21 protein-coding genes are annotated in these 19,137 nt (G+C 58.7%); 12 read left to right on the forward strand and 9 right to left on the reverse strand.

What is annotated here, in order from left to right; translation table 11 throughout:
• Positions 1-67: 67 nt before the first annotated feature.
• The gene (locus V476_RS03315) at positions 68-1,279 is read left to right on the forward strand and encodes a pyridoxal phosphate-dependent aminotransferase (protein WP_003314686.1); all 1,212 of its coding nucleotides are present in this window, start codon (positions 68-70) and stop codon (positions 1,277-1,279) included.
• A 265-nt stretch (positions 1,280-1,544) separates the two neighbouring features.
• A complete protein-coding gene (gene htpX, locus V476_RS03320) occupies positions 1,545-2,432 on the forward strand; it encodes a protease HtpX (protein WP_003314685.1) in 888 nt (295 codons plus the stop codon).
• A gap of 427 nt (positions 2,433-2,859) precedes the next feature.
• Here the strand turns inward: htpX and V476_RS03325 are convergent, their stop codons facing one another.
• Positions 2,860-3,516, reverse strand: a complete 657-nt coding sequence (locus V476_RS03325) for a thiopurine S-methyltransferase (RefSeq protein WP_024960070.1) — start codon at positions 3,514-3,516, stop codon at positions 2,860-2,862.
• A 101-nt stretch (positions 3,517-3,617) separates the two neighbouring features.
• On the opposite strand from V476_RS03325, the gene V476_RS03330 reads away from it, so the two are divergent.
• Entirely contained in the window at positions 3,618-4,385 is a 768-nt protein-coding gene (locus V476_RS03330; protein WP_024960069.1) for a DODA-type extradiol aromatic ring-opening family dioxygenase, read from the forward strand.
• Positions 4,386-4,475: 90 nt separating this feature from the next.
• Here V476_RS03330 and V476_RS03335 read toward each other — a convergent pair whose 3' ends face one another.
• The gene (locus V476_RS03335) at positions 4,476-6,149 is read right to left on the reverse strand and encodes a DEAD/DEAH box helicase (RefSeq protein WP_003314681.1); all 1,674 of its coding nucleotides are present in this window, start codon (positions 6,147-6,149) and stop codon (positions 4,476-4,478) included.
• A 454-nt stretch (positions 6,150-6,603) separates the two neighbouring features.
• Entirely contained in the window at positions 6,604-7,365 is a 762-nt protein-coding gene (locus tag V476_RS03340) for a spermidine synthase (protein ID WP_024960068.1), read from the reverse strand.
• A 169-nt stretch (positions 7,366-7,534) separates the two neighbouring features.
• Here V476_RS03340 and V476_RS03345 point away from each other — a divergent pair, with 169 nt between their 5' ends.
• A complete protein-coding gene (locus tag V476_RS03345; RefSeq protein WP_004411146.1) occupies positions 7,535-8,881 on the forward strand; it encodes a class II 3-deoxy-7-phosphoheptulonate synthase in 1,347 nt (448 codons plus the stop codon).
• Between the two features lie 26 nt (positions 8,882-8,907).
• Here V476_RS03345 and V476_RS03350 read toward each other — a convergent pair whose 3' ends face one another.
• Positions 8,908-9,141 carry a DUF1127 domain-containing protein gene (locus tag V476_RS03350; RefSeq protein WP_003342689.1) on the reverse strand — a complete coding sequence of 78 codons (234 nt, stop codon included), beginning with the start codon at positions 9,139-9,141 and terminating at the stop codon, positions 8,908-8,910.
• 94 nt (positions 9,142-9,235) lie between these two features.
• Here V476_RS03350 and V476_RS03355 point away from each other — a divergent pair, with 94 nt between their 5' ends.
• Positions 9,236-10,090, forward strand: a complete 855-nt coding sequence (locus tag V476_RS03355; RefSeq protein WP_003314677.1) for a LysR family transcriptional regulator — start codon at positions 9,236-9,238, stop codon at positions 10,088-10,090.
• Here the strand turns inward: V476_RS03355 and V476_RS03360 are convergent.
• Positions 10,080-10,826 carry a sulfite exporter TauE/SafE family protein gene (locus V476_RS03360; RefSeq protein WP_003424767.1) on the reverse strand — a complete coding sequence of 249 codons (747 nt, stop codon included), beginning with the start codon at positions 10,824-10,826 and terminating at the stop codon, positions 10,080-10,082. The genes V476_RS03355 and V476_RS03360 overlap by 11 nt on opposite strands.
• 188 nt (positions 10,827-11,014) lie before the next feature.
• On the opposite strand from V476_RS03360, the gene V476_RS03365 reads away from it, so the two are divergent.
• Both V476_RS03365 and V476_RS03370 read left to right on the forward strand, forming a co-directional pair.
• Positions 11,015-11,488 (forward strand): MarR family winged helix-turn-helix transcriptional regulator, encoded by a 474-nt coding sequence (locus V476_RS03365; RefSeq protein ID WP_024960067.1) that lies wholly within the window; start codon positions 11,015-11,017, stop codon positions 11,486-11,488.
• Positions 11,489-11,690: 202 nt separating this feature from the next.
• Entirely contained in the window at positions 11,691-12,110 is a 420-nt protein-coding gene (locus V476_RS03370; protein ID WP_024960066.1) for an organic hydroperoxide resistance protein, read from the forward strand.
• 102 nt (positions 12,111-12,212) lie between these two features.
• Here the strand turns inward: V476_RS03370 and V476_RS03375 are convergent, their stop codons facing one another.
• Together V476_RS03375 and earP are read right to left on the reverse strand one after the other, a co-directional pair.
• Positions 12,213-12,782, reverse strand: coding sequence for an elongation factor P (locus tag V476_RS03375; RefSeq protein ID WP_002554550.1), 570 nt, complete (start codon positions 12,780-12,782; stop codon positions 12,213-12,215).
• 99 nt (positions 12,783-12,881) lie between these two features.
• Positions 12,882-14,018, reverse strand: a complete 1,137-nt coding sequence (gene earP / locus V476_RS03380) for an elongation factor P maturation arginine rhamnosyltransferase EarP (protein ID WP_024960065.1) — start codon at positions 14,016-14,018, stop codon at positions 12,882-12,884.
• Between the two features lie 159 nt (positions 14,019-14,177).
• Between earP and V476_RS03385 the strand changes: the two genes are divergently transcribed.
• The 3 genes from V476_RS03385 to V476_RS03395 all read left to right on the forward strand — a co-directional run bounded on the left by V476_RS03385 (position 14,178) and on the right by V476_RS03395 (position 15,392).
• A complete protein-coding gene (locus V476_RS03385; RefSeq protein WP_003424765.1) occupies positions 14,178-14,576 on the forward strand; it encodes a hypothetical protein in 399 nt (132 codons plus the stop codon).
• A 3-nt stretch (positions 14,577-14,579) separates the two neighbouring features.
• Positions 14,580-15,062, forward strand: a complete 483-nt coding sequence (locus V476_RS03390; protein ID WP_003314669.1) for a GreA/GreB family elongation factor — start codon at positions 14,580-14,582, stop codon at positions 15,060-15,062.
• Between the two features lie 123 nt (positions 15,063-15,185).
• Positions 15,186-15,392 carry a hypothetical protein gene (locus tag V476_RS03395; protein ID WP_002554553.1) on the forward strand — a complete coding sequence of 69 codons (207 nt, stop codon included), beginning with the start codon at positions 15,186-15,188 and terminating at the stop codon, positions 15,390-15,392.
• A gap of 72 nt (positions 15,393-15,464) precedes the next feature.
• Here the strand turns inward: V476_RS03395 and V476_RS03400 are convergent, their stop codons facing one another.
• Positions 15,465-16,742 carry an aromatic amino acid transport family protein gene (locus tag V476_RS03400; protein WP_024648738.1) on the reverse strand — a complete coding sequence of 426 codons (1,278 nt, stop codon included), beginning with the start codon at positions 16,740-16,742 and terminating at the stop codon, positions 15,465-15,467.
• Positions 16,743-17,109: 367 nt separating this feature from the next.
• Between V476_RS03400 and V476_RS03405 the strand changes: the two genes are divergently transcribed.
• Both V476_RS03405 and V476_RS03410 read left to right on the forward strand, forming a co-directional pair.
• Positions 17,110-17,901 carry a TlpA disulfide reductase family protein gene (locus tag V476_RS03405; protein WP_003393787.1) on the forward strand — a complete coding sequence of 264 codons (792 nt, stop codon included), beginning with the start codon at positions 17,110-17,112 and terminating at the stop codon, positions 17,899-17,901.
• A 119-nt stretch (positions 17,902-18,020) separates the two neighbouring features.
• Positions 18,021-18,590 (forward strand): TetR/AcrR family transcriptional regulator, encoded by a 570-nt coding sequence (locus V476_RS03410; protein WP_003314666.1) that lies wholly within the window; start codon positions 18,021-18,023, stop codon positions 18,588-18,590.
• Positions 18,591-18,693: 103 nt separating this feature from the next.
• Here V476_RS03410 and V476_RS03415 read toward each other — a convergent pair whose 3' ends face one another.
• Positions 18,694-19,056 carry a ComEA family DNA-binding protein gene (locus V476_RS03415; RefSeq protein ID WP_024960064.1) on the reverse strand — a complete coding sequence of 121 codons (363 nt, stop codon included), beginning with the start codon at positions 19,054-19,056 and terminating at the stop codon, positions 18,694-18,696.
• Positions 19,057-19,137: the final 81 nt, after the last annotated feature.

Here is a 19,137-nt window from a genome sequence, read left to right on the forward strand (position 1 = left end):
TTCATGGCGAATGTAGCGACCTTCATTGCAAGCCGGCGACAGCTCGTCCATTTTCGGGATCATCACCATGCAGTTCAACAAATCGAACAAGCTCGCAAACGTCTGCTATGACATTCGCGGGCCGGTGCTCAAGCACGCCAAACGCCTGGAAGAGGAAGGCCATCGCATCCTCAAGCTGAACATCGGCAACCCGGCACCGTTTGGTTTCGAGGCGCCGGACGAAATTCTGCAGGACGTGATCCGCAACTTGCCGACTGCGCAGGGCTACAGCGACTCCAAGGGCCTGTTCAGCGCCCGCAAGGCGGTGATGCAGTATTACCAGCAGAAGCAGGTCGAAGGTGTCGGCATCGAAGACATCTACCTGGGCAACGGCGTGTCCGAGCTGATCGTGATGTCGATGCAGGCGTTGCTCAACAATGGCGACGAAGTGCTGGTTCCGGCCCCCGACTACCCGCTGTGGACCGCTGCTGTCGCCTTGTCCGGTGGCAGCCCGGTGCATTACCTGTGCGACGAGCAGGCCAACTGGTGGCCTGATCTTGAAGACATCAAGGCCAAGATCACCCCGAACACCAAGGCCATGGTCATCATCAACCCGAACAACCCGACAGGTGCGGTGTACTCGCGCGAAGTACTGCTGGGCATGCTGGAACTGGCCCGCCAGCATAATCTGGTGGTGTTCTCCGACGAAATCTACGACAAGATCCTGTATGACGACGCAGTGCACATCTGCACCGCCTCGCTGGCGCCGGACCTGCTGTGCCTGACCTTCAACGGCCTGTCCAAGTCGTATCGGGTTGCGGGCTTCCGTTCCGGCTGGATCGCCATTTCCGGGCCGAAACACAACGCGCAGAGCTACATCGAAGGCATCGACATTCTGGCCAACATGCGCCTGTGTGCCAACGTGCCGAGCCAGCACGCCATCCAGACCGCGCTGGGCGGCTATCAGAGCATCAACGACCTGATTCTTCCCCCTGGCCGTCTGCTGGAACAGCGCAACCGCACCTGGGAGCTGCTCAACGACATTCCCGGTGTCAGCTGCGTGAAGCCGATGGGCGCGCTGTATGCGTTCCCGCGCATTGACCCGAAGGTCTGCCCGATCCTTAACGACGAGAAGTTCGTCCTCGACCTGCTGCTTTCCGAGAAGCTGCTGGTGGTCCAGGGCACAGCGTTCAACTGGCCATACCCTGACCACTTCCGCGTCGTGACCCTGCCCCGCGTCGATGAGCTGGAGCAGGCCATTGGCCGCATCGGTAACTTCCTCAAGGGTTATCGGCAGTAAACAGCCACAGCCCTCCCGCCTGACCTGTCTGCCCCGACCCGCTCGGGGCAGTTTATTTCTGCGTGCCTGAAACATCATGAGCGCCCTGCCACAAACGCTTCAGGCATCGACCGCTCTGGCTCAGGCGCCGTTCAGCCTTGCGGGATTACCATTGATTGCGACAAGAGGACACAGTTTGAAATAGTCCCTCTGTTGAATAGCAGCAAGCATCACCTTATATACCCGGCATCGAGTTACATATTTACCTGAGGAGAACGTTTCGACCATGATGCGCATTTTGCTGTTTTTGGCCACTAACCTTGCGGTCGTGCTGATTGCCAGCATCACCCTGAGCCTTTTTGGCTTCAATGGGTTCATGGCGGCCAACGGGGTTGATCTGAACCTCAATCAGCTGCTGGTTTTCTGCGCTGTGTTCGGTTTCGCGGGCTCGCTGTTCTCGCTGTTCATCTCCAAGTGGATGGCGAAGATGAGCACCGGTACTCAGATCATCAGCCAGCCTCGCACTCGCCATGAGCAATGGTTGCTGCAGACCGTTGAACAACTGTCCCGCGACGCGGGCATCAAGATGCCGGAAGTCGGTATTTTCCCGGCGTACGAAGCCAACGCGTTTGCCACGGGCTGGAACAAGAACGATGCCCTGGTTGCGGTCAGCCAGGGCCTGCTCGAGCGCTTTTCGCCGGATGAGGTGAAAGCCGTACTGGCTCACGAGATCGGCCACGTTGCCAACGGCGACATGGTGACGCTGGCGCTGGTGCAGGGCGTGGTGAACACCTTCGTGATGTTCTTCGCCCGCATCATCGGTAATTTCGTCGACAAGGTGATCTTCAAGACTGAAAACGGTCAGGGCATCGCTTACTACATCACGACGATCTTCGCCGAGCTGGTACTGGGCTTTCTGGCCAGCGCCATCGTCATGTGGTTCTCGCGCAAACGCGAATTCCGCGCTGACGATGCCGGTGCACGACTGGCGGGTACGAGTGCAATGATCGGCGCGCTGCAACGCTTGCGTTCCGAACAGGGCGTCCCGGTGAACATGCCTGACAGCCTGACCGCCTTCGGTATCAATGCCGGTCTCAAGAAGGGCCTCGCCGGCCTGTTCATGAGCCACCCGCCGCTGGAGCAACGCATCGAGGCCCTGCGCCGTCGCGGTTGAATCAGATGGTCGCACCCACGCTCCGCGTGAGAAGCTGGTTTTCTTTGTCAGGCGAAATGAGGTCCGACTCACGTCACCTTTTCGCCCCTCGGCGACTCACTTTGAGGGACCAAAGTGAGCAAAGTCCTTGGCTCCGTTTCCGGCCCGACTTCGTCGGGTTCCTTCGCCCCGTCACTAATCCGGGGGTCGCTGCAACGGGCCATCCATGGCCCGGTGCAGCTAACTCGGCGTCCTGCCGAGTTACCCCCGGATCAGCGCCATGACTCAGCCGTCACTTACGTCGCACCCTGCGTCGTCAGTGCCATCGCGATAAAAAAGCGCTTTTATGTGCAGTGGCTATGGACAAGTCATGACGTTGTGCTGCCTCCCAGAACTGACTCAATGCACAGCCACGGAAGTGAGAGTCGGAAGGCTTGCGCGCTCAGAGTTACACACGCTCCAACACATAAACGTGCTCATCCATACGCTCCAATCCGGCCTTCAACCCCTTGGCACTGCTGTGCAGCGTATCCTGCCCACCAACCTTGGTGACCTCCCAGTTCCCTGACATGACCCTGTGCAGCCATGTTTGCGGGACGGAGAATGGCGGGCCTTCCAGCAGGGCCTGGTCGTATTCCAGGGTAATCAGTAAACCGCTGCACGTCTGCGGCATCAGCGCTTCAAGGTGCTGCACATAGCGTTCACGCATGTCCGCTGGCAGGGCGATCATCGCGGCGCGGTCGTAAAACGCCGCGCAATGACCGATATCGCGCACAGTCAGCGCGAAGAAATCACCGCACCAGATTTCGATACCCGGCGCTGCGTAGGCCTTGAAGTCGCCCTGCGACGTGATGTGCGGCTGCTCACCACGCTCGGTGAAATAGCGCTCTACCGCCGCCTCGGACAGCTCGGCGCCCACCACGTGATACCCCTGCCCGCTCAGCCAGCTCATGTCCTGGCTCTTGCCACATAACGGCACCAGAACCCGCGCTCCCGGAACAACATTCAGCGAGGACCAATATTGTTGCAGGTCCTTATTGACCTCTGACTGGTGAAAGCCGATCTGCCCGGCACTCCAGCGCTGCAGCCAAAAATCCGCCTGCATGAAACCTCCTGAAAATTCGATAAAAAAGCGCCAGAACTTATATTAGATTTAGATCATAAAAATGACCGACTATGAGTCATCCCACTATTCTGGAGCTTTAAATGTTCCCCAGCCTGTTTATTTCCCATGGCTCCCCCATGCTGGCGCTGGAACCCGGCGAAAGCGGCCCGGCTCTGAAGCGACTGGCTGCCAGCCTGCCCCGGCCTCGCGCCATCGTGATGGTGTCTGCCCACTGGGAAAGCCATGAACTGATCGTCAACGGCAATCCACAACCCGAGACGTGGCATGACTTCGGTGGCTTTGCGCCCGAATTGTTTGCAGTACAGTACCCGGCCCCAGGGCTGCCGGCACTGACGCGCAAGGTGGTTGAACGGCTTGCCGCCAGCGACCTGCCTGCACGCATCGACAGCAGACGTCCCTTCGACCACGGCGTCTGGGTGCCTTTGTCGCTGATGTACCCGGACGCCGATATTCCGGTGGTGCAGGTTTCGCTGCCCAGCCGCCAGGGGCCGGAATTACAGACCCGCGTGGGCCGGGCACTGGCCAGCTTGCGTGAACAGGGTGTGCTGATCATCGGTTCAGGCAGCATCACGCACAACCTGCGTGACCTTGACTGGAACGCCGGCCCCGACAGTATCGAGCCCTGGGCTGCCGCGTTTCGCGACTGGATGATCGACAAACTGCAAAACGACGACGAAGCCGCACTGCACCACTACCGCAGCCTCGCCCCTCACGCGGCCCGTGCGCACCCCAGTGAAGAGCACCTGCTGCCGCTGTATTTCGCACGCGGCGCTGGCGGTGTCTTCGGCATTGCCCATCAGGGCTTCACCATGGGCGCACTCGGGATGGATATCTATCGGTTCGGGTGAAGCCAATAGCGCCAATTTGCCTGAATACAAAGCAAAAAAATCCCCGAACCAGTCGGGGATTTTCTATTGGCCGATCAGCTCAAGAGCCGATCAGTCTTCGCGATAGCGACGCAGCTTGAGCTGCTTGCCAGCAACGCGGGTGTCCTTGAGCTTGGTCAGCAGACGCTCAAGACCATCTTCCGGCAGTTCAACCAGGCTGAAGCTGTCACGGACCTGGATACGGCCGATCGCTTCGCGGGCCAGGCCGCCTTCGTTGAGAATGGCACCCAGCAGGTTCTTGGCAGCGATACCATCACGCGCACCCAGCGCGGTACGGCAACGAGCACGGCCTTCGGCCAATGGAACCGGCGCACGACGCTCACGCTCAGGACGATCACCACGGTCGCTGCTGCGCTCTGGACGATCACCGCGCGGGGCGTTGTTCGGAACCAGTGGACGCTCGCGCTCGATGGCTGCCAGGGTCAGTGCCTGACCGTTGGTAGCCTTGCGCAGCAGTGCAGCGGCAAGAGCGCGAGGGCTGCAGCCGATGTCGGCAGTCAGACGATCGAGCAGATCACCGTGAGTCGATTCGGCATCGGCGACCAGCGGCGACAGGCTGTTGGTCAGTTTCTTGATGCGCGCATCCAGAACGGCCTGGGCATCCGGCAGGCGGACTTCCGCAACCTTCTGACCGGTAACACGCTCAATCACTTGCAGCATGCGGCGCTCACGAGGCGTCACCAGCAGCAGGGCGCGACCTTCGCGACCGGCACGACCGGTACGGCCGATACGGTGAACGTAGGACTCTGGATCGTAAGGCATGTCCACGTTGAATACGTGAGTGATACGCGGAACGTCAAGACCACGGGCAGCAACGTCGGTCGCCACAACGATGTCCAGACGGCCATCCTTGAGGGATTCGATAACGCGCTCGCGCTGGTTCTGGGCGATGTCGCCGTTCAGTGCGGCAGCCTTGTAGCCTTTGGCTTCAAGGGCGCTGGCCAGATCCAGGGTCGCCTGCTTGGTGCGGACGAACATGATCAGGGCATCGAAGTCTTCGACTTCCAGCAGGCTCAGTACAGCCGAGGTCTTCTGGTCAGCATGAACCAGCAGGTGAGCCTGTTCGATCGCGGTAACAGTCTGGGTCTTGGTCTGGATCTTGACGTGCTTCGGATCACGCAAATGGCGCTCAGCGATGGCACGGATCGACTGCGGCAAAGTAGCCGAGAACAATACGGTTTGCTTGGTTTCCGGCATGGCCTTGAAGATAACTTCGAGGTCGTCCATGAAGCCCAGCTTGAGCATTTCGTCCGCTTCGTCGAGAACCAGGTGGTTCACGGTCGCCAGGACTTTCTCGTCACGACGCAGGTGGTCGCAGAGACGGCCCGGGGTAGCGACGACGATCTGTGCGCCATTACGGATAGCCTTGAGCTGAGGGCCCATCGGCGCGCCGCCGTAGACCGCTACAACGGTCACGCCCGGCATTTGTTTTGCGTAGGTCTCGAACGCGGTGGCAACCTGAAGTGCCAGTTCGCGGGTCGGGGCCAGGATCAGTGCTTGCGGCTCGCGCTTGCTCGGGTCGATCCGATGCAGGATAGGCAGTGCGAAAGCGGCGGTTTTACCCGTACCGGTTTGCGCCTGACCGATCATGTCGTGGCCGGCCATGATGATCGGGATCGACTGCTGCTGAATGGCCGACGGCTCTTCGTAGCCAGTGGCGATAACGGCTGCGAGGATATTTGGATGAAGTTCAAAAGCGGCGAAGCCGCCGAATTCCTGGGTCATGGGTCTGCCTCTAGTGCATCCGCAAAGACCCATGCTCCAAAGCTGCGCGTGCCGTGTACGACCCTAAAGTCACCCTGGCTGCTTTGTCGGCGGGGATTTGCGAAAACGTTTGATGAATGGATCGCCTAGGATAGTCCGCAGAGCGAACAAGCAGCCGAAGCTGGCTTCGGGAAATTGCAATACCTTGACGAGGGTCCTGTTAAAGACCGGCGCGCACTATACCGGAAATACGCACCTTGGTGAGTCTTTTTTTACGAAACGTTGCGCCATTTTTGAGCGGCGGCAGGCCCTGAGTGCGGGCAGAAGACCGCTTGATCAAGGCGCGGGCCCGAGATTGCGGGCATTGCCGCTTAAACGTTTAATCTATTCTTGCACATGACCGGCATTCTGGCCTTCGAGGTGTGGCGAATTGTCCCACCCCGTTTTCAGAACAACCTACTCACCTGCCGCCTGCTCAGGTGGCGGAACGAATGGCCCTGATCAGCGACGCCAGCGAGTAGCCCAGATGCGGCGCAAGTGCCTCGGCTCGCCCGCTCAACGCGTCGATATCCAGCGTCTGATCCAGGTCGGCGGGCACGAGCAGGATGACGTTGCCCTCCTTCACCGGCAGCTCCCAGTAATGGCGGTGGTAAAGGCCGCGCAACAACGCCGCTCCCAGCGGTTTGCCGTCGTCAGTGGCCCACTGATTGATGATCAGCCAGCCGCCCGGGTTCAACCTCTGCTGACAGCTCTGCAAAAAATTCCAGGCCAGGTGCCCGACGCCAGGCCCGACATCGGTGTACAGGTCGACAAAGATCAGGTCGGCAGGCTCGGCGCTGTCCAGCAGGTCCAGCGCATCGCCGATGCGGATATACAGTCGCGGATCGTCGTCGAGCCCCATGAACTCCATGGCCAGACGTGGCACATCCGGGCGCAGCTCAATGACTTCCACGTCCTCGAGTGGCAGGAACTTCATGCAGGCCTGGGTCAGCGTACCGGCCCCCAACCCCAGAAACAGCGCGCTTTCCGGCACGTCATGGCACAGCGCGCCGATCAGCATCGCCCGGGTGTAGTCGTACTCCAGCCAGCTCGGATCGGCTGTAAAGGTGCAGCTTTGCTCGATGGCATCGCCAAACTCCAGAAAGCGGTAGTCCTCCACTTCCAGCACGCGAATCATGCCGAAGTCGTCGTGGACCTCGGCCAGGATTCGCTCTACGCGCTCACGCTCTTCCGTCATCACCGTTCCTGGTTGTCTGCGCCGAGCGCAAAATACGAATTGTCGGGCAAGCGCACGGCTTTGTCACACGTTGTGGCGTCCAGCACCGCTCCAGTGGTCTGCACCAGAATGGCAGAGCAACGGCGAACTGCTAACATGCCGATCCGATTGCACAACTCTAGAGCCAATAATGAGCCAACCCTGGAGCCCCGACAGCTGGCGGGCACTGCCGATTCAGCAGCAACCTCACTACCCTGATGCCGAGCACCTGCACCGGGTCGAACAGACGCTGGCCAGTTATCCGCCGCTGGTGTTCGCCGGCGAAGCCCGTGAGTTGCGCCGTCAGTTTGCCGAAGTGACCCAAGGGCGTGCGTTCTTGCTGCAGGGCGGCGACTGCGCAGAAAGCTTCATGGAGTTTTCCGCCGCCAAGATTCGCGATACGTTCAAGGTCCTGCTGCAGATGGCAATCGTGATGACGTTTGCCGCCGGCTGCCCGGTGGTGAAAGTCGGACGCATGGCCGGGCAATTTGCCAAGCCACGCTCGGCCAATGACGAAATCATCGACGGCGTGACGCTCCCGGCGTACCGCGGCGATATCGTCAACGGTATCGGGTTCGACGAGAAGAGCCGTGTGCCGGACCCGGAGCGCCTGCTGCAGGCCTATAACCAGTCCACCGCCACCCTGAACCTGCTGCGCGCCTTCGCTCAGGGCGGATTTGCCGATTTGCATCAGGTCCACAAATGGAACCTGGACTTCATCGCCAACTCGGCGCTCGCCGAAAAATACAGCCAGCTGGCCGGGCGTATCGATGAAACCCTGGCGTTCATGCGCGCCTGCGGCATGGACAGCTCGCCGCAATTGCGCGAAACCAGCTTCTTCACCGCTCACGAAGCGTTGCTGCTCAACTACGAAGAAGCCTTCGTGCGACGCGACAGTCTGACCAACGATTACTACGATTGCTCGGCGCACATGCTGTGGATCGGCGACCGCACCCGTCAGCTGGATGGCGCGCATGTCGAGTTCCTGCGCGGGGTCAACAACCCGATCGGCGTCAAGGTCGGCCCGAGCATGAATACCGACGACCTGATTCGCCTGATCGACATCCTCAACCCGGACAACGACCCTGGACGCCTGAACCTGATCGCCCGCATGGGTGCCAACAAGGTGGCTGATCACTTGCCGCAGCTGATCCGCGCCGTCGAGCGCGAAGGCCGCAAGGTGCTGTGGAGCTCGGACCCGATGCACGGCAACACGATCAAGGCCAGCAGTGGCTACAAGACCCGCGATTTCGCGCAGATCCTTGGCGAAGTGAAGCAGTTCTTTCAAGTCCACCAGGCCGAGGGCACTTACGCGGGCGGCATTCATATCGAAATGACCGGACAGAACGTCACCGAATGCATCGGTGGTGCGCGCCCGATTACTGAAGACGGCCTTTCGGATCGCTATCACACGCATTGCGACCCACGCATGAACGCCGATCAGTCATTGGAACTGGCCTTCCTGATTGCCGAGACCCTCAAGCAGGTCAGGCGCTAAACAGGAAAACCGGGCCAACTGCCCGCTCAATGCTTGAGCGGGTCGTCCCAGAACGGACGTTCGGCTTCCTGCTGAATGTCGGCACGGCTCAAGCCCAGGTCCTTAAGTGTTCCGTCACTCATTTGCGCCAGCAGGTGGCGCTGGCGGTGCAACTCCAGCCAGCGCTGCAGATGACCCTTGAGCACTGTGAACACCGCGCCCGCCTGCAAACACCCATCAGCCCTTTCCACCCCTACGCATTGTTTCTGACCTTTCATCATCTTGCCCTCCTTGTGGGATGACTGAAGTCTCGCTTCGGGCGTAGGATCAATCCAACGAATGTTCGTTATGCCTTCCATCTGGGAGATTGATGTATTGGCCACCTACCCGAGCATTGATACCGAACTGTTGCGCACCTTCGTGGCGATTGCCGATCACGGTGGTTTTACCCGTGCAGGCGAAGCCGTCAACCGCACTCAGTCGGCGGTCAGCATGCAGATGAAGCGTCTGGAAGAAGATGTCGTGCAGCGCCCGCTGTTTCAGCGTGAAGGTCGGGTCCTGAACCTGACTGCCGAGGGCCAGGTACTGCTCGGTTACGCGCGACGAATCCTCAAGCTGCACAGCGAGGTGTTCAACACCTTGCGCGAGCCGCACATGATCGGCGTGGTGAAAATCGGCTCGCCTGACGATTACGTGATGCGCTTCCTGCCCGGCATTCTGGCGCAGTTCGCCCAAGCGTATCCGCTGGTTCAGGTGGAAGTGCATTGCGAGCCTTCGGACCTTCTGCTGCAACGTCACGACCTGGATCTGACCATTGTCACGCGCAAGCCAGGCACCGAGATCGGCACATTGCTGCGTCAGGAACGTCTGATGTGGATGGAGGCCATCGGCTTTGCCCCGCATGAGCAAACGCCCATTCCCCTGGCGATGTTCAACACCCACTGCTTCTGTCGTGACTGGGCGTGCAATGCGCTGGACGGCGTCGGGCGTGACTACCGCATCGCCTACAGCAGCTCGAGCATGGCGGCGATCACCGCAGTGGTCAGCGCGGGCCTGGCAGTCACCGCGCAGTTCCAGAGCCTGGCCACAGCGGATTTGCGCATCCTCGGCGAGGCGGAACAATTGCCACAGCTGCCAACCGCCAGCATCGTCTTGCTACGCAAGCCTGAAAATCCCTCGCCCATCACCGAATGCATGGCCGATTACATCATCGCCGGCTTCAAACCTTGAGCGCGAGAATGACCGCACAGAGCACTAGAAACACGCAGAACATCAGGCGCAGGGTGCGCTCCGGCAACGAATGCGCCAGCTTCACGCCCCAACTGATGCTGGCCAGGCCGCCAATGGCCAGCGGAATGCCCATCGCCCAGTTGACGTGATCGTGCAGCGCGTAGGTGACGAGCGTGATGCCGGTGCTCGGCGCCGCCAGGGATAGCGCCAGCCCTTGGGCCACGACCTGGGTCGCGCCAAAGACACTGGTGAGGATCGGCGTCGCCACTACCCCGCCGCCAACGCCAAAAAGACCACCGGTCACGCCGGACCCGACGCCCAGCAGCCATAGCCACTTTTCATGACGCAACCCGCCCGCGGCCTGTTTGCTGCGCCAATACATCTGCGCAACGTTGAACACGGTCAGTACCACCAGAAAACCGACGAAGGCCAGGCGCATGCCCTGCGGGTCGACGCGGACCGCGAGCAGTGAGGTCAACCAGGCAAAAATGAAACTGGGGATGATCAACATCAGCGCATTACGCAGCAGAATCCGGTTGCGCTGGTTGTAACGCCACAAGGCAAGCAACACATTGGGCAGGACCATCAACAAGGCGGTGCCTTGAGCGAGTTGCTGATCCAGACCAAACAACACCCCGAGTGCGGGAATTGCCACAAGACCACCACCGATGCCGAACAATCCTCCCAGGGTGCCCATCGCTGCACCCAGCAATACAAACATTACAATTTCAATCACACTGCATCCCCACCCAATCAATGAGCAAATCCTACGCAGTCCTGCTCTGGACCGACACCCGATGACGGCGTTTTTTTCACGCGTCACGCACAATCCCAGCGCGTTGAGCGCACATGAGCAAAATTATCTGGCGCATTAAAGAGTGCAACACTAAGTTAAACTCATCCGACCGAGTTTGAGGACCTGATATGAGCGCCGATGAAAGCCCGACCCGCGCCGCACCTGCCGATTGCGATTCGCTGCTGCTGGATAACCAGTTGTGTTTCGCCCTGTATTCCACGTCGTTGATGATGACCAAGGTTTACAAGCCGCTGCTGCAGGCGCTCGGGCTCACCTATCCGCAGTACCTGGCGATGATGGTGCTGTGGGAAAGGGACGGGCTTACCGTGGGGGATGTCAGCACCCGCCTGCTCACCGATCCGGGCTCATTGACGCCATTGCTCAAACGCCTCGAAGGTGAGGGCTTCATCAGCCGTACGCGCAGCAAGGAAGACGAGCGTGTGGTGCTGCTTCACCTGACTGCGCAGGGCAGCGAATTGCAGCAGAAAGCCTTGACCGTCCCTGGCTGTGTTCTTTCGTCAAGCGGGCTGACCATGGAAAAGCTTCGCGACCTGCAAGCCCAGTTGCTGCAGCTGCGCGAGCACCTGCACCACAGCCTCTAGGAAAAAGTGCAGACCTGCCTCTCGTCACCGCGCGTGAGGTCTGACAGGTGCTCCAAGCATGTTTTCTTGCTTCCAACGACCATCCTCGACCTTTTTGCAAAATTAGCTTGCGCGCAAACTATCCTTGGAATACCTTTGCTTTGCGATTAGTTAGCGCGCAAGTATTTAGCGCAATCAAACCTTCATCGAACGAGGCAAAATCATGGACACTCTTTACACCGCAGTTGCAACCGCCACCGGCGGCCGTGATGGTCGTGCTGTTTCCGACGACAAGATTCTCGACGTCAAGCTGGCGACCCCGAAAGAACTCGGTGGTGCTGGCGGCGCAGCCACTAACCCTGAGCAGCTGTTCGCTGCCGGTTATTCGGCCTGCTTCATCGGTGCATTGAAGTTCGTGGCCGGTCAGAGCAAACGCAGCATTCCGGCAGACACCTCGATTACCGCCCATGTAGGCATTGGCCAGATTCCAGGCGGTTTCGGTCTGGACATCGATCTGCATGTCAGCCTGCCAGGCCTGGATCAAGCCGACGCTCAGCAACTGGTCGATGCCGCTCACGTGGTCTGCCCTTACTCCAACGCCACTCGCGGTAACGTCGATGTGCGCCTGCATGTAACGGTCTGATCCGGTCTGACGCCTGAGTAACGGCCACCTCACAAGAACCTCAGGCACAAAAAAACCCGCAGCGATGCGGGTTTTTTGCGTAACGGGGTTACAAAACCGTGCTTACTTCGCACGGCCTTTGTAGGAACCGCCTTCACGGGTATCGATCTCGATCATGTCGCCGATTTCGATGAAGTCAGCAACACTCAGCTCGGTGCCGTTTTTCAGTTTGGCAGGCTTCATGACCTTGCCCGACGTGTCGCCACGAGCGGAGCCTTCGGTGTAGTCAACCTGACGCACGATAGTAGTCGGCAGCTCTACGGAAACCAGACGGTCTTCGAAGAACACGGCTTCGCAGACGTCGGTCATGCCTTCTTCAACGAAAGGCAGAACGCTTTCGATGTCTTCGGCGTTCAGCTCGTACATGGTGTAGTCAGTGGTGTCCATGAACGTGTAGGTGTCACCGCTGATGAAAGACAGGGTGGCTTCCTTGCGATCCAGGATCACGTCGTCCAGCTTGTCGTCGGCGCTGTAAACGATCTCGGTCTTGTAACCGGTCAGCAGGTTTTTCAGCTTGGTCTTCATGATCGCGCTGTTACGACCGGATTTGGTGAACTCAGCTTTCTGAACCAGCCAAGGATCGTTCTCGAGACGGATCACGGTACCGGGTTTCAGCTCTTTACCAGTTTTCATTGCATATATCCGAATTTGGATGGAATTAACCAAAGGCTCTGTACGAGAAACAACCTGCGCAGGCCTTTTTCGTACAGAGCCTTGTATCAAGGCCGCGTATCATAGCGAATTTACATAAAACTGCACCAGCGCCGTGGCAAGATCAGTCTGTGCGGCTTGTTGCTGGGACCAGTGTTCGGCATGGTGCTGGATCTGCGGCCAGTGTTCTGCCAGCGCAGCCCAGCACTCGCCAAGGTCGTCGCCGACATTCCAGCGCTGCCAGAACTGATTCAACGCCTGCGCGGCCGCCGGCGAAAGACCCGCGAGATAGAGCGTTAAAAACGCATCGAGCTTGGGCAGATGCGCGTCGTCTTCCTGCTGGTAGATGTGCCAGAGCATCGGCCGCCCCGCCCACTGCGCACGCACGAACGAGTCTTCGCCGCGCACGATATTGAAATCGCAGCTCCAGAGCAGTTGGTCGTAAAGCTCCTGACGGATGAACGGCAGGACCTGAACCGTCAGCCCGCCGCAGGCCTGAATGAACCCGGCGCGCAGCGGATCTTTGGTACCCAGCCAACGCTGCAGGTCGCCGAGTATGCGCCCCTCTGGCACCAGAAGATGCGTCGGCCGGCTGTCGCAGACCAGGGCATCAAGCCAACTGCCGAGCGCGGGATTTTCATAGGCAAATACCGAGATCAGGCGCGCACCGGCCAACGCTTCGATACCCAACCCGCTCAGGAAGGCTTGCCTTGCCGCGCTGTTTTGCTGAAACGCCTGGCGCTGCTCGATGAGGTTTTTTTCGCGCAACAGGCCACCCGTGGCTTCGGAAAAACCCGGGAAGAAAAAGAACTTCTTCAAACCGTTCGACTGTGGCGAAGGCAGGCCGTGGCAGCCAGACACCCAGTCCTCGGCGCTGAGGTAATCGAGATTCAGCCACAGCGGCCTTGGCGAACGCTGCAGCATCGCTTCGGTGTAGCGCGTCGGCAGGCGGCAGGCGAACGCTTCGATGACGACATCAGGAATATCGGTGTTCAGCCAGTCGGTCGGCCACTGGCAGACGCTCACGCCCTCTTGCCATTGTTGCCGGGCCTGGGGATCGGCTCCGGGGCACAAGCGAACGAAGGCCGACAGATCATCGATCCATAAACGCACTTGCAGGCCATGCTCGGCAACCAGCTGGCGCGCCAGGCGCCAGGTCACGCCCGCATCACCGTAGTTGTCGACTACGCTGCAAAAAATGTCCCACGAGGCTTTCATCCTGGCTCCCTGAGGCTGGATGGCAAAAAACGCTGATTGTCGTTCAGAACGGCACGTTGTCACCAGCCTGATGCTGCCGGGCAAACAGGCGGCACCGTTTTCATGCCTGACCATCAGGCATGGCACAATCACATCTGTTGGCCTGCAAGGAGTTCAGCCATGTCATTCCCTACCCGCCGTCGCGACCTGTACGTGTCGTTGAAATTGATCGTGTGCATTGCGCTGGGCATCTGGCTGGGCGCCCTGGCGGTGTTTCTGACCGCCCTGCTGTATTACAAAAGCCTGCCACCGGCCCAGACCCAGGCGCTGGACAATGCCGCCGCACAGTTGACCACCCCGCCCGCGCAAAAGCCCGCCTCCCCGTCTGCGCCGGAGACCGAGATGTTTCGCAAATATGAGCAAAGCCTGCGTGAAAGCGAGGCGCGTCAGGCGCGTGAACAGGCGCAGGAGCAACAGCAGCGCACCTTCAACCGCTCGAAGTGTGACTTCTGGATACAGCAGGATCGCACCGCGCCTAGCGAAAAAAGCCGTGCCAGCATCAATCAGTACTGCGGATAAACCATGAACAAACAGGATGTACTGCAACGGATCATCGACAAACTGAACATCGATCTGGACATCGCCGAACGAGCGGCGCAGACCGCCTACGAAACGGCCACTCACGAAGAGAACATCGCCGAGAACAAGTACGACACGCTAGGGCTGGAGGCTTCTTATCTGGCAGCCGGCCAGGCGCGCCGCGTCGAGGAGATTCGTCAGTCGTTGACGCTTTATCGGAAATGGTCTCTAAAGCCATTCGATGAATCGCGTGGCATTCAGACCGGTGATCTGGTGGTCGTCGAGGATGCCGACGGGCAGACACACTATCTGTTTCTCGGCCCCGATGCTGCCGGCCTGAAGGTCAGTGCAGGGGATCAACTGGTCACCGTCATTACTGCCAGAGCCCCGCTCGGGCAGAGCCTGCTGGGCAAATTCGAAGACGATGCCGTACAGATTGTCATCAACGGCAGTCGACAATCCTACGAGATCACACAAACGTTGTGACACACCCGGCATCTGCAGGGTTGATCGCATCAAGTTTTTGTGGGTAAGGTTAACCGTCGCCATCACCACCGCAACCGGGGCAACATCAAAGCAAACAAGGACTAAAACCCAAGGAGATTTTTCATGACGAACGTCATCGCATTCCCTGACGCCCATGAACGTGATCGCCTGAAGTCCAGCCAAGATCCGGCGTTGAGATACTTGAACAAGAAAGAACGACAACTGATCGACCAACTGCGTTCGACCAGCCATGCGGGAAGGCAGTACGTTTACGACTATGCGAGCATCATGCACTTGTCCAGGCCATTGTATCCCGAGCCAGTGGACTGATCACGATCGCATAACCTTATCGAAGTCTGCGCCGCTGGATCGGCGCAGACTTCGAGGTTTCGCTTGCTGGCTTTAGCGGATCAGCGAAAAGATCAGTGCTGAAATCGCCACAACTCCGGCGGCCACCACAAAGTAGTTGGACCACGCGCCAGCGTATTTACGCATGGCCGGTACCTTGTGGATGGCGTACATCGGCATCAGGAACAGCAAAGCCGAAATCACCGGCCCGCCCAGGGTTTCGATCATGCCCAGGATGCTTGGGTTGAGTGTTGCCACCAGCCAGCACACCACCAGCATGAAAGCCGCCGTCATGCGGTCCAGCGCCTTGGGTGCAGGACGACGACCCGCCTTCAGAACCAGGCCTTTCAAGCCCTCGCTTGCACCGATGTAGTGACCGAGAAACGACTTGGAAATAGCCACGAACGCAATCAGTGGCGCGACAAAGGCGATGGTCGGGTTGTTGAAGTGGTTGGCCAGGTAGGACAGGATCGAGATGTTCTGCGCCTTGGCCTCGGCGAGCTGGACAGGCGACAGGGTCAACACGCAACTGAATACGAAGAACAGCACCATCACGACCATCAGACCGTGGGCGCGGGCCAGAATCTGCGAACTGCGCACTTCGGCGTTTTCGCCATACTGGCGCTTCTGATCGACGGCAAACGCGGAAATGATCGGTGTGTGGTTGAAAGAGAACACCATCACCGGAATGGCCAGCCACAGCGTGGGTATGAACGCCGATAGCTCAGGGAACGTAGTGGCGGTGCTCAGAATGCCGCCGGTCCAGTGCGGAATGAGGAATATCGCCAGAAACAACAGTGCGACGATGAACGGATAAACCATCAGGCTCATGGCCTTGACGATGAACCGCTCGCCACAACGCACCACGGCCAACAGCCCCATGATCAGCAAAAACGCCAGTGCGGCTCGCGGCGGTGGCGTGATGTGCAGCTGGTGCTCAAGAAAACTGCCCACGGTATTGGTGAGGGCCACGCTGTAGATCAGCAGGATCGGGAAGATGGCGAAGAAATACAGCAAGGTGATCATCGCGCCAGCACTCTTGCCGAAATGCTCTTCGACCACATCGGTGATGTCGGCACCCTCACGTCCTGAGAGCACGAAGCGCGTCAAACCGCGGTGAGCGTAGAACGTCATGGGAAACGCCAGCAGTGCCAGCGCCATCAATGGCCAGAAACCGCCGATACCCGCGTTGATTGGCAAAAACAGGGTACCCGCACCGATGGCGGTACCGAACAATCCGAGCATCCAGGTGGTGTCATTACGATTCCACGACGCGATGCTCTCGGGAGCTACATCCAGACGTTCTACGACGCCATTAGCCTGATCATTCATCCGGTCGACTCTCCGTGGCCGGTTTATCAAAAAGGGAAACGCATCGAAAAAACCGGCAGTTCAGCGCTCCCCTCGAAAACAGCGGGCGAGATTCTCCGGGATTGACGCCAGAAGTCAAAGGTTTGTAGGACAATAGTTTCTTCCACGACATGCCGGCATTCGAGCGCACGCCTTTTGCACAAAGGGCTGGAGGACGGTCGACCTCTTGTCGAGGAATTAGTGTTTCAACAGCTTACGGGCTCAATCGAGCCGCCCACGCGGCCTAACATCCGGGAACAGTTCTGCATTTTTCCTGGAGGGGCAGCAGCGATACCATGCCGCGCCTGTGCGGTACATCCGGCAAAAACCTCTTCAAGGACCAAAAACGATGTTGAGCATCAACGCCGGGCCGTTCGCCCTCGCGATATCCCATCTGTTGCTGTTGGGCGCCTTGATAACCGCCACATGGGTAGAGGCCCGGCTCGTCCGGCATACCCTGACCAGAAAGACCGCAGTATTCGGACTCTTCATTCTGGGTATTGCCACTGCACGTATCGCATTCGTCCTGACCTATTTCGCGCAATACAGCGACGCCCCCTGGAAGGCGCTGGACATCCGTGATGGCGGCTTTGTGGTCTGGCCCGGGGTTATCTGCGCTCTGCTGGGCGGCTTGATCATCGGCTGGCGCCGTCCCGGACAGCGGCGCGCCCTGACGTTCGCAATGAGCATCGGACTGGCGATCTGGGTATCGGGCGGTTTGATTCTGGACCACTATCAGAAGGGCAATTCGCTGCCTGATACAACCCTTCGAACGCTGACTGGCGAGCCGGTCAGGGCCTCCGACTATCGGGGCAAACCAGTGGTCATCAACCTGTGGGCCACCTGGTGCCCTCCGTGTCGCCGCGAAATGCCGGTGCTGCGCGATATGCAACGGGAACGCGAGGACATTACATTTCTGTTCGTCAATCAGGCCGAAAGCGCCGGAGAAGTCAGCGACTACTTGTCGAAACAGCAATTGGTGCTAAGCAACAGCTTTCTCGATCCGGACGGCGAGTTCGCCCGCCAGGTGGGTTCGGCGGCGCTGCCCACCACTCTTTTCTACTCACCAGACGGACGGCTGATCGACAGTCATCTGGGCGAGTTGTCCAGAGCCAGCCTCACTCATTACCTGGATAAATAGCTAGGTATTCACCTACCTGATTGAGATGAAGTTGTCATTGCGAGCGAAAGCCTGCTGCATCGTTTCACCTATCCATGTATAAATGCGCTTACACATTGGCCCTTCTGGAGACTCAGCGCATGCGTTACGCGCTTGATCATAAGGCCCAAACGCACCAACGCATCGTCAAGGAAGCGTCCATGCGCTTCCGTCGTGACGGCATTGGTGCTACGGGCTTGCAACCTTTGATGAAGGCACTTGGCTTGACCCATGGCGGGTTCTACGCGCATTTCAAATCCAAGGATGATCTTGTTGAACAGGCATTGAGTCACGCCCTCGACAATGTGAAAGGAATCACCAGCGACGTTTTCGCCAGGCAGGACTCGCTCAGTGAATTCATTGATCTCTACCTATCGATAGCCAGCCGCGATGCGGAAGACGGCGGTTGTCCGTTACCGACTATGTGCCTGGAACTAGGCCAGCGCGATCAGCCCAGCATGACGACGGATAAAATCATCCTTCATCTGCTGGAGCAGTTCGACAAGCCCCTGGCGGAGAATGGACTGGAGTCCAAAAGCTTGCCGGTGCTGTCCGCACTGGTAGGTGGTCTGGCACTCGCCCGCAGCGCTTTTGACGAGGAACTGTCACAGCGCATTCTGGACACGACCCGCGACTATCTCAAAAAGGAGATAAAAAAGAGCACCAACTGATCCTCTGGAACAGATACTCTCTCGGAGAGCTTCCCCGGTGAGAGTTTATAAACACACAGGCCGATCATCGATCGGCCTGTGTGTTTAGCGGATGAAACACTGATCAGTCGAGTGCAAGCTTTTCGCGATTCCTCTCCAGAATGGCCTTGCCGATTCCTTTTACTTCGATCAGTTCATCAATCGAGGTGAAATCGCCGTTGGCTTCCCGATAAGCCACAATGGCATCAGCCTTGTTCTTCCCGATCCCCGCCAGTTCTTTCTGCAGTGTCTGAGCATCGGCAGTATTGAGATTGACCCTGTCCTTGCGCTGCTCATGCGCCACAGCGGGTGCTGTTTCTTCCATCATCGGCGAATGGGATACCGCGGACTGGGGGATGGCGGGCTGGGACGCAGGCGCGGCGTTGACCGCAACCGAGGTACTGGTGAGCAAGGCAAAGATCAAGGCACTGAAGATAGGGGTTCGCATAGATAAAGCTCCATAGCAGTTCAAGGCAGCATCCACATGCTGTGCCTGAAACTTAGACCAGCGTCCCCTCCTGGAAAAGAA

This window comes from Pseudomonas syringae KCTC 12500, from assembly GCF_000507185.2.
In the GTDB taxonomy this organism is placed as follows: domain Bacteria; phylum Pseudomonadota; class Gammaproteobacteria; order Pseudomonadales; family Pseudomonadaceae; genus Aquipseudomonas; species Aquipseudomonas syringae.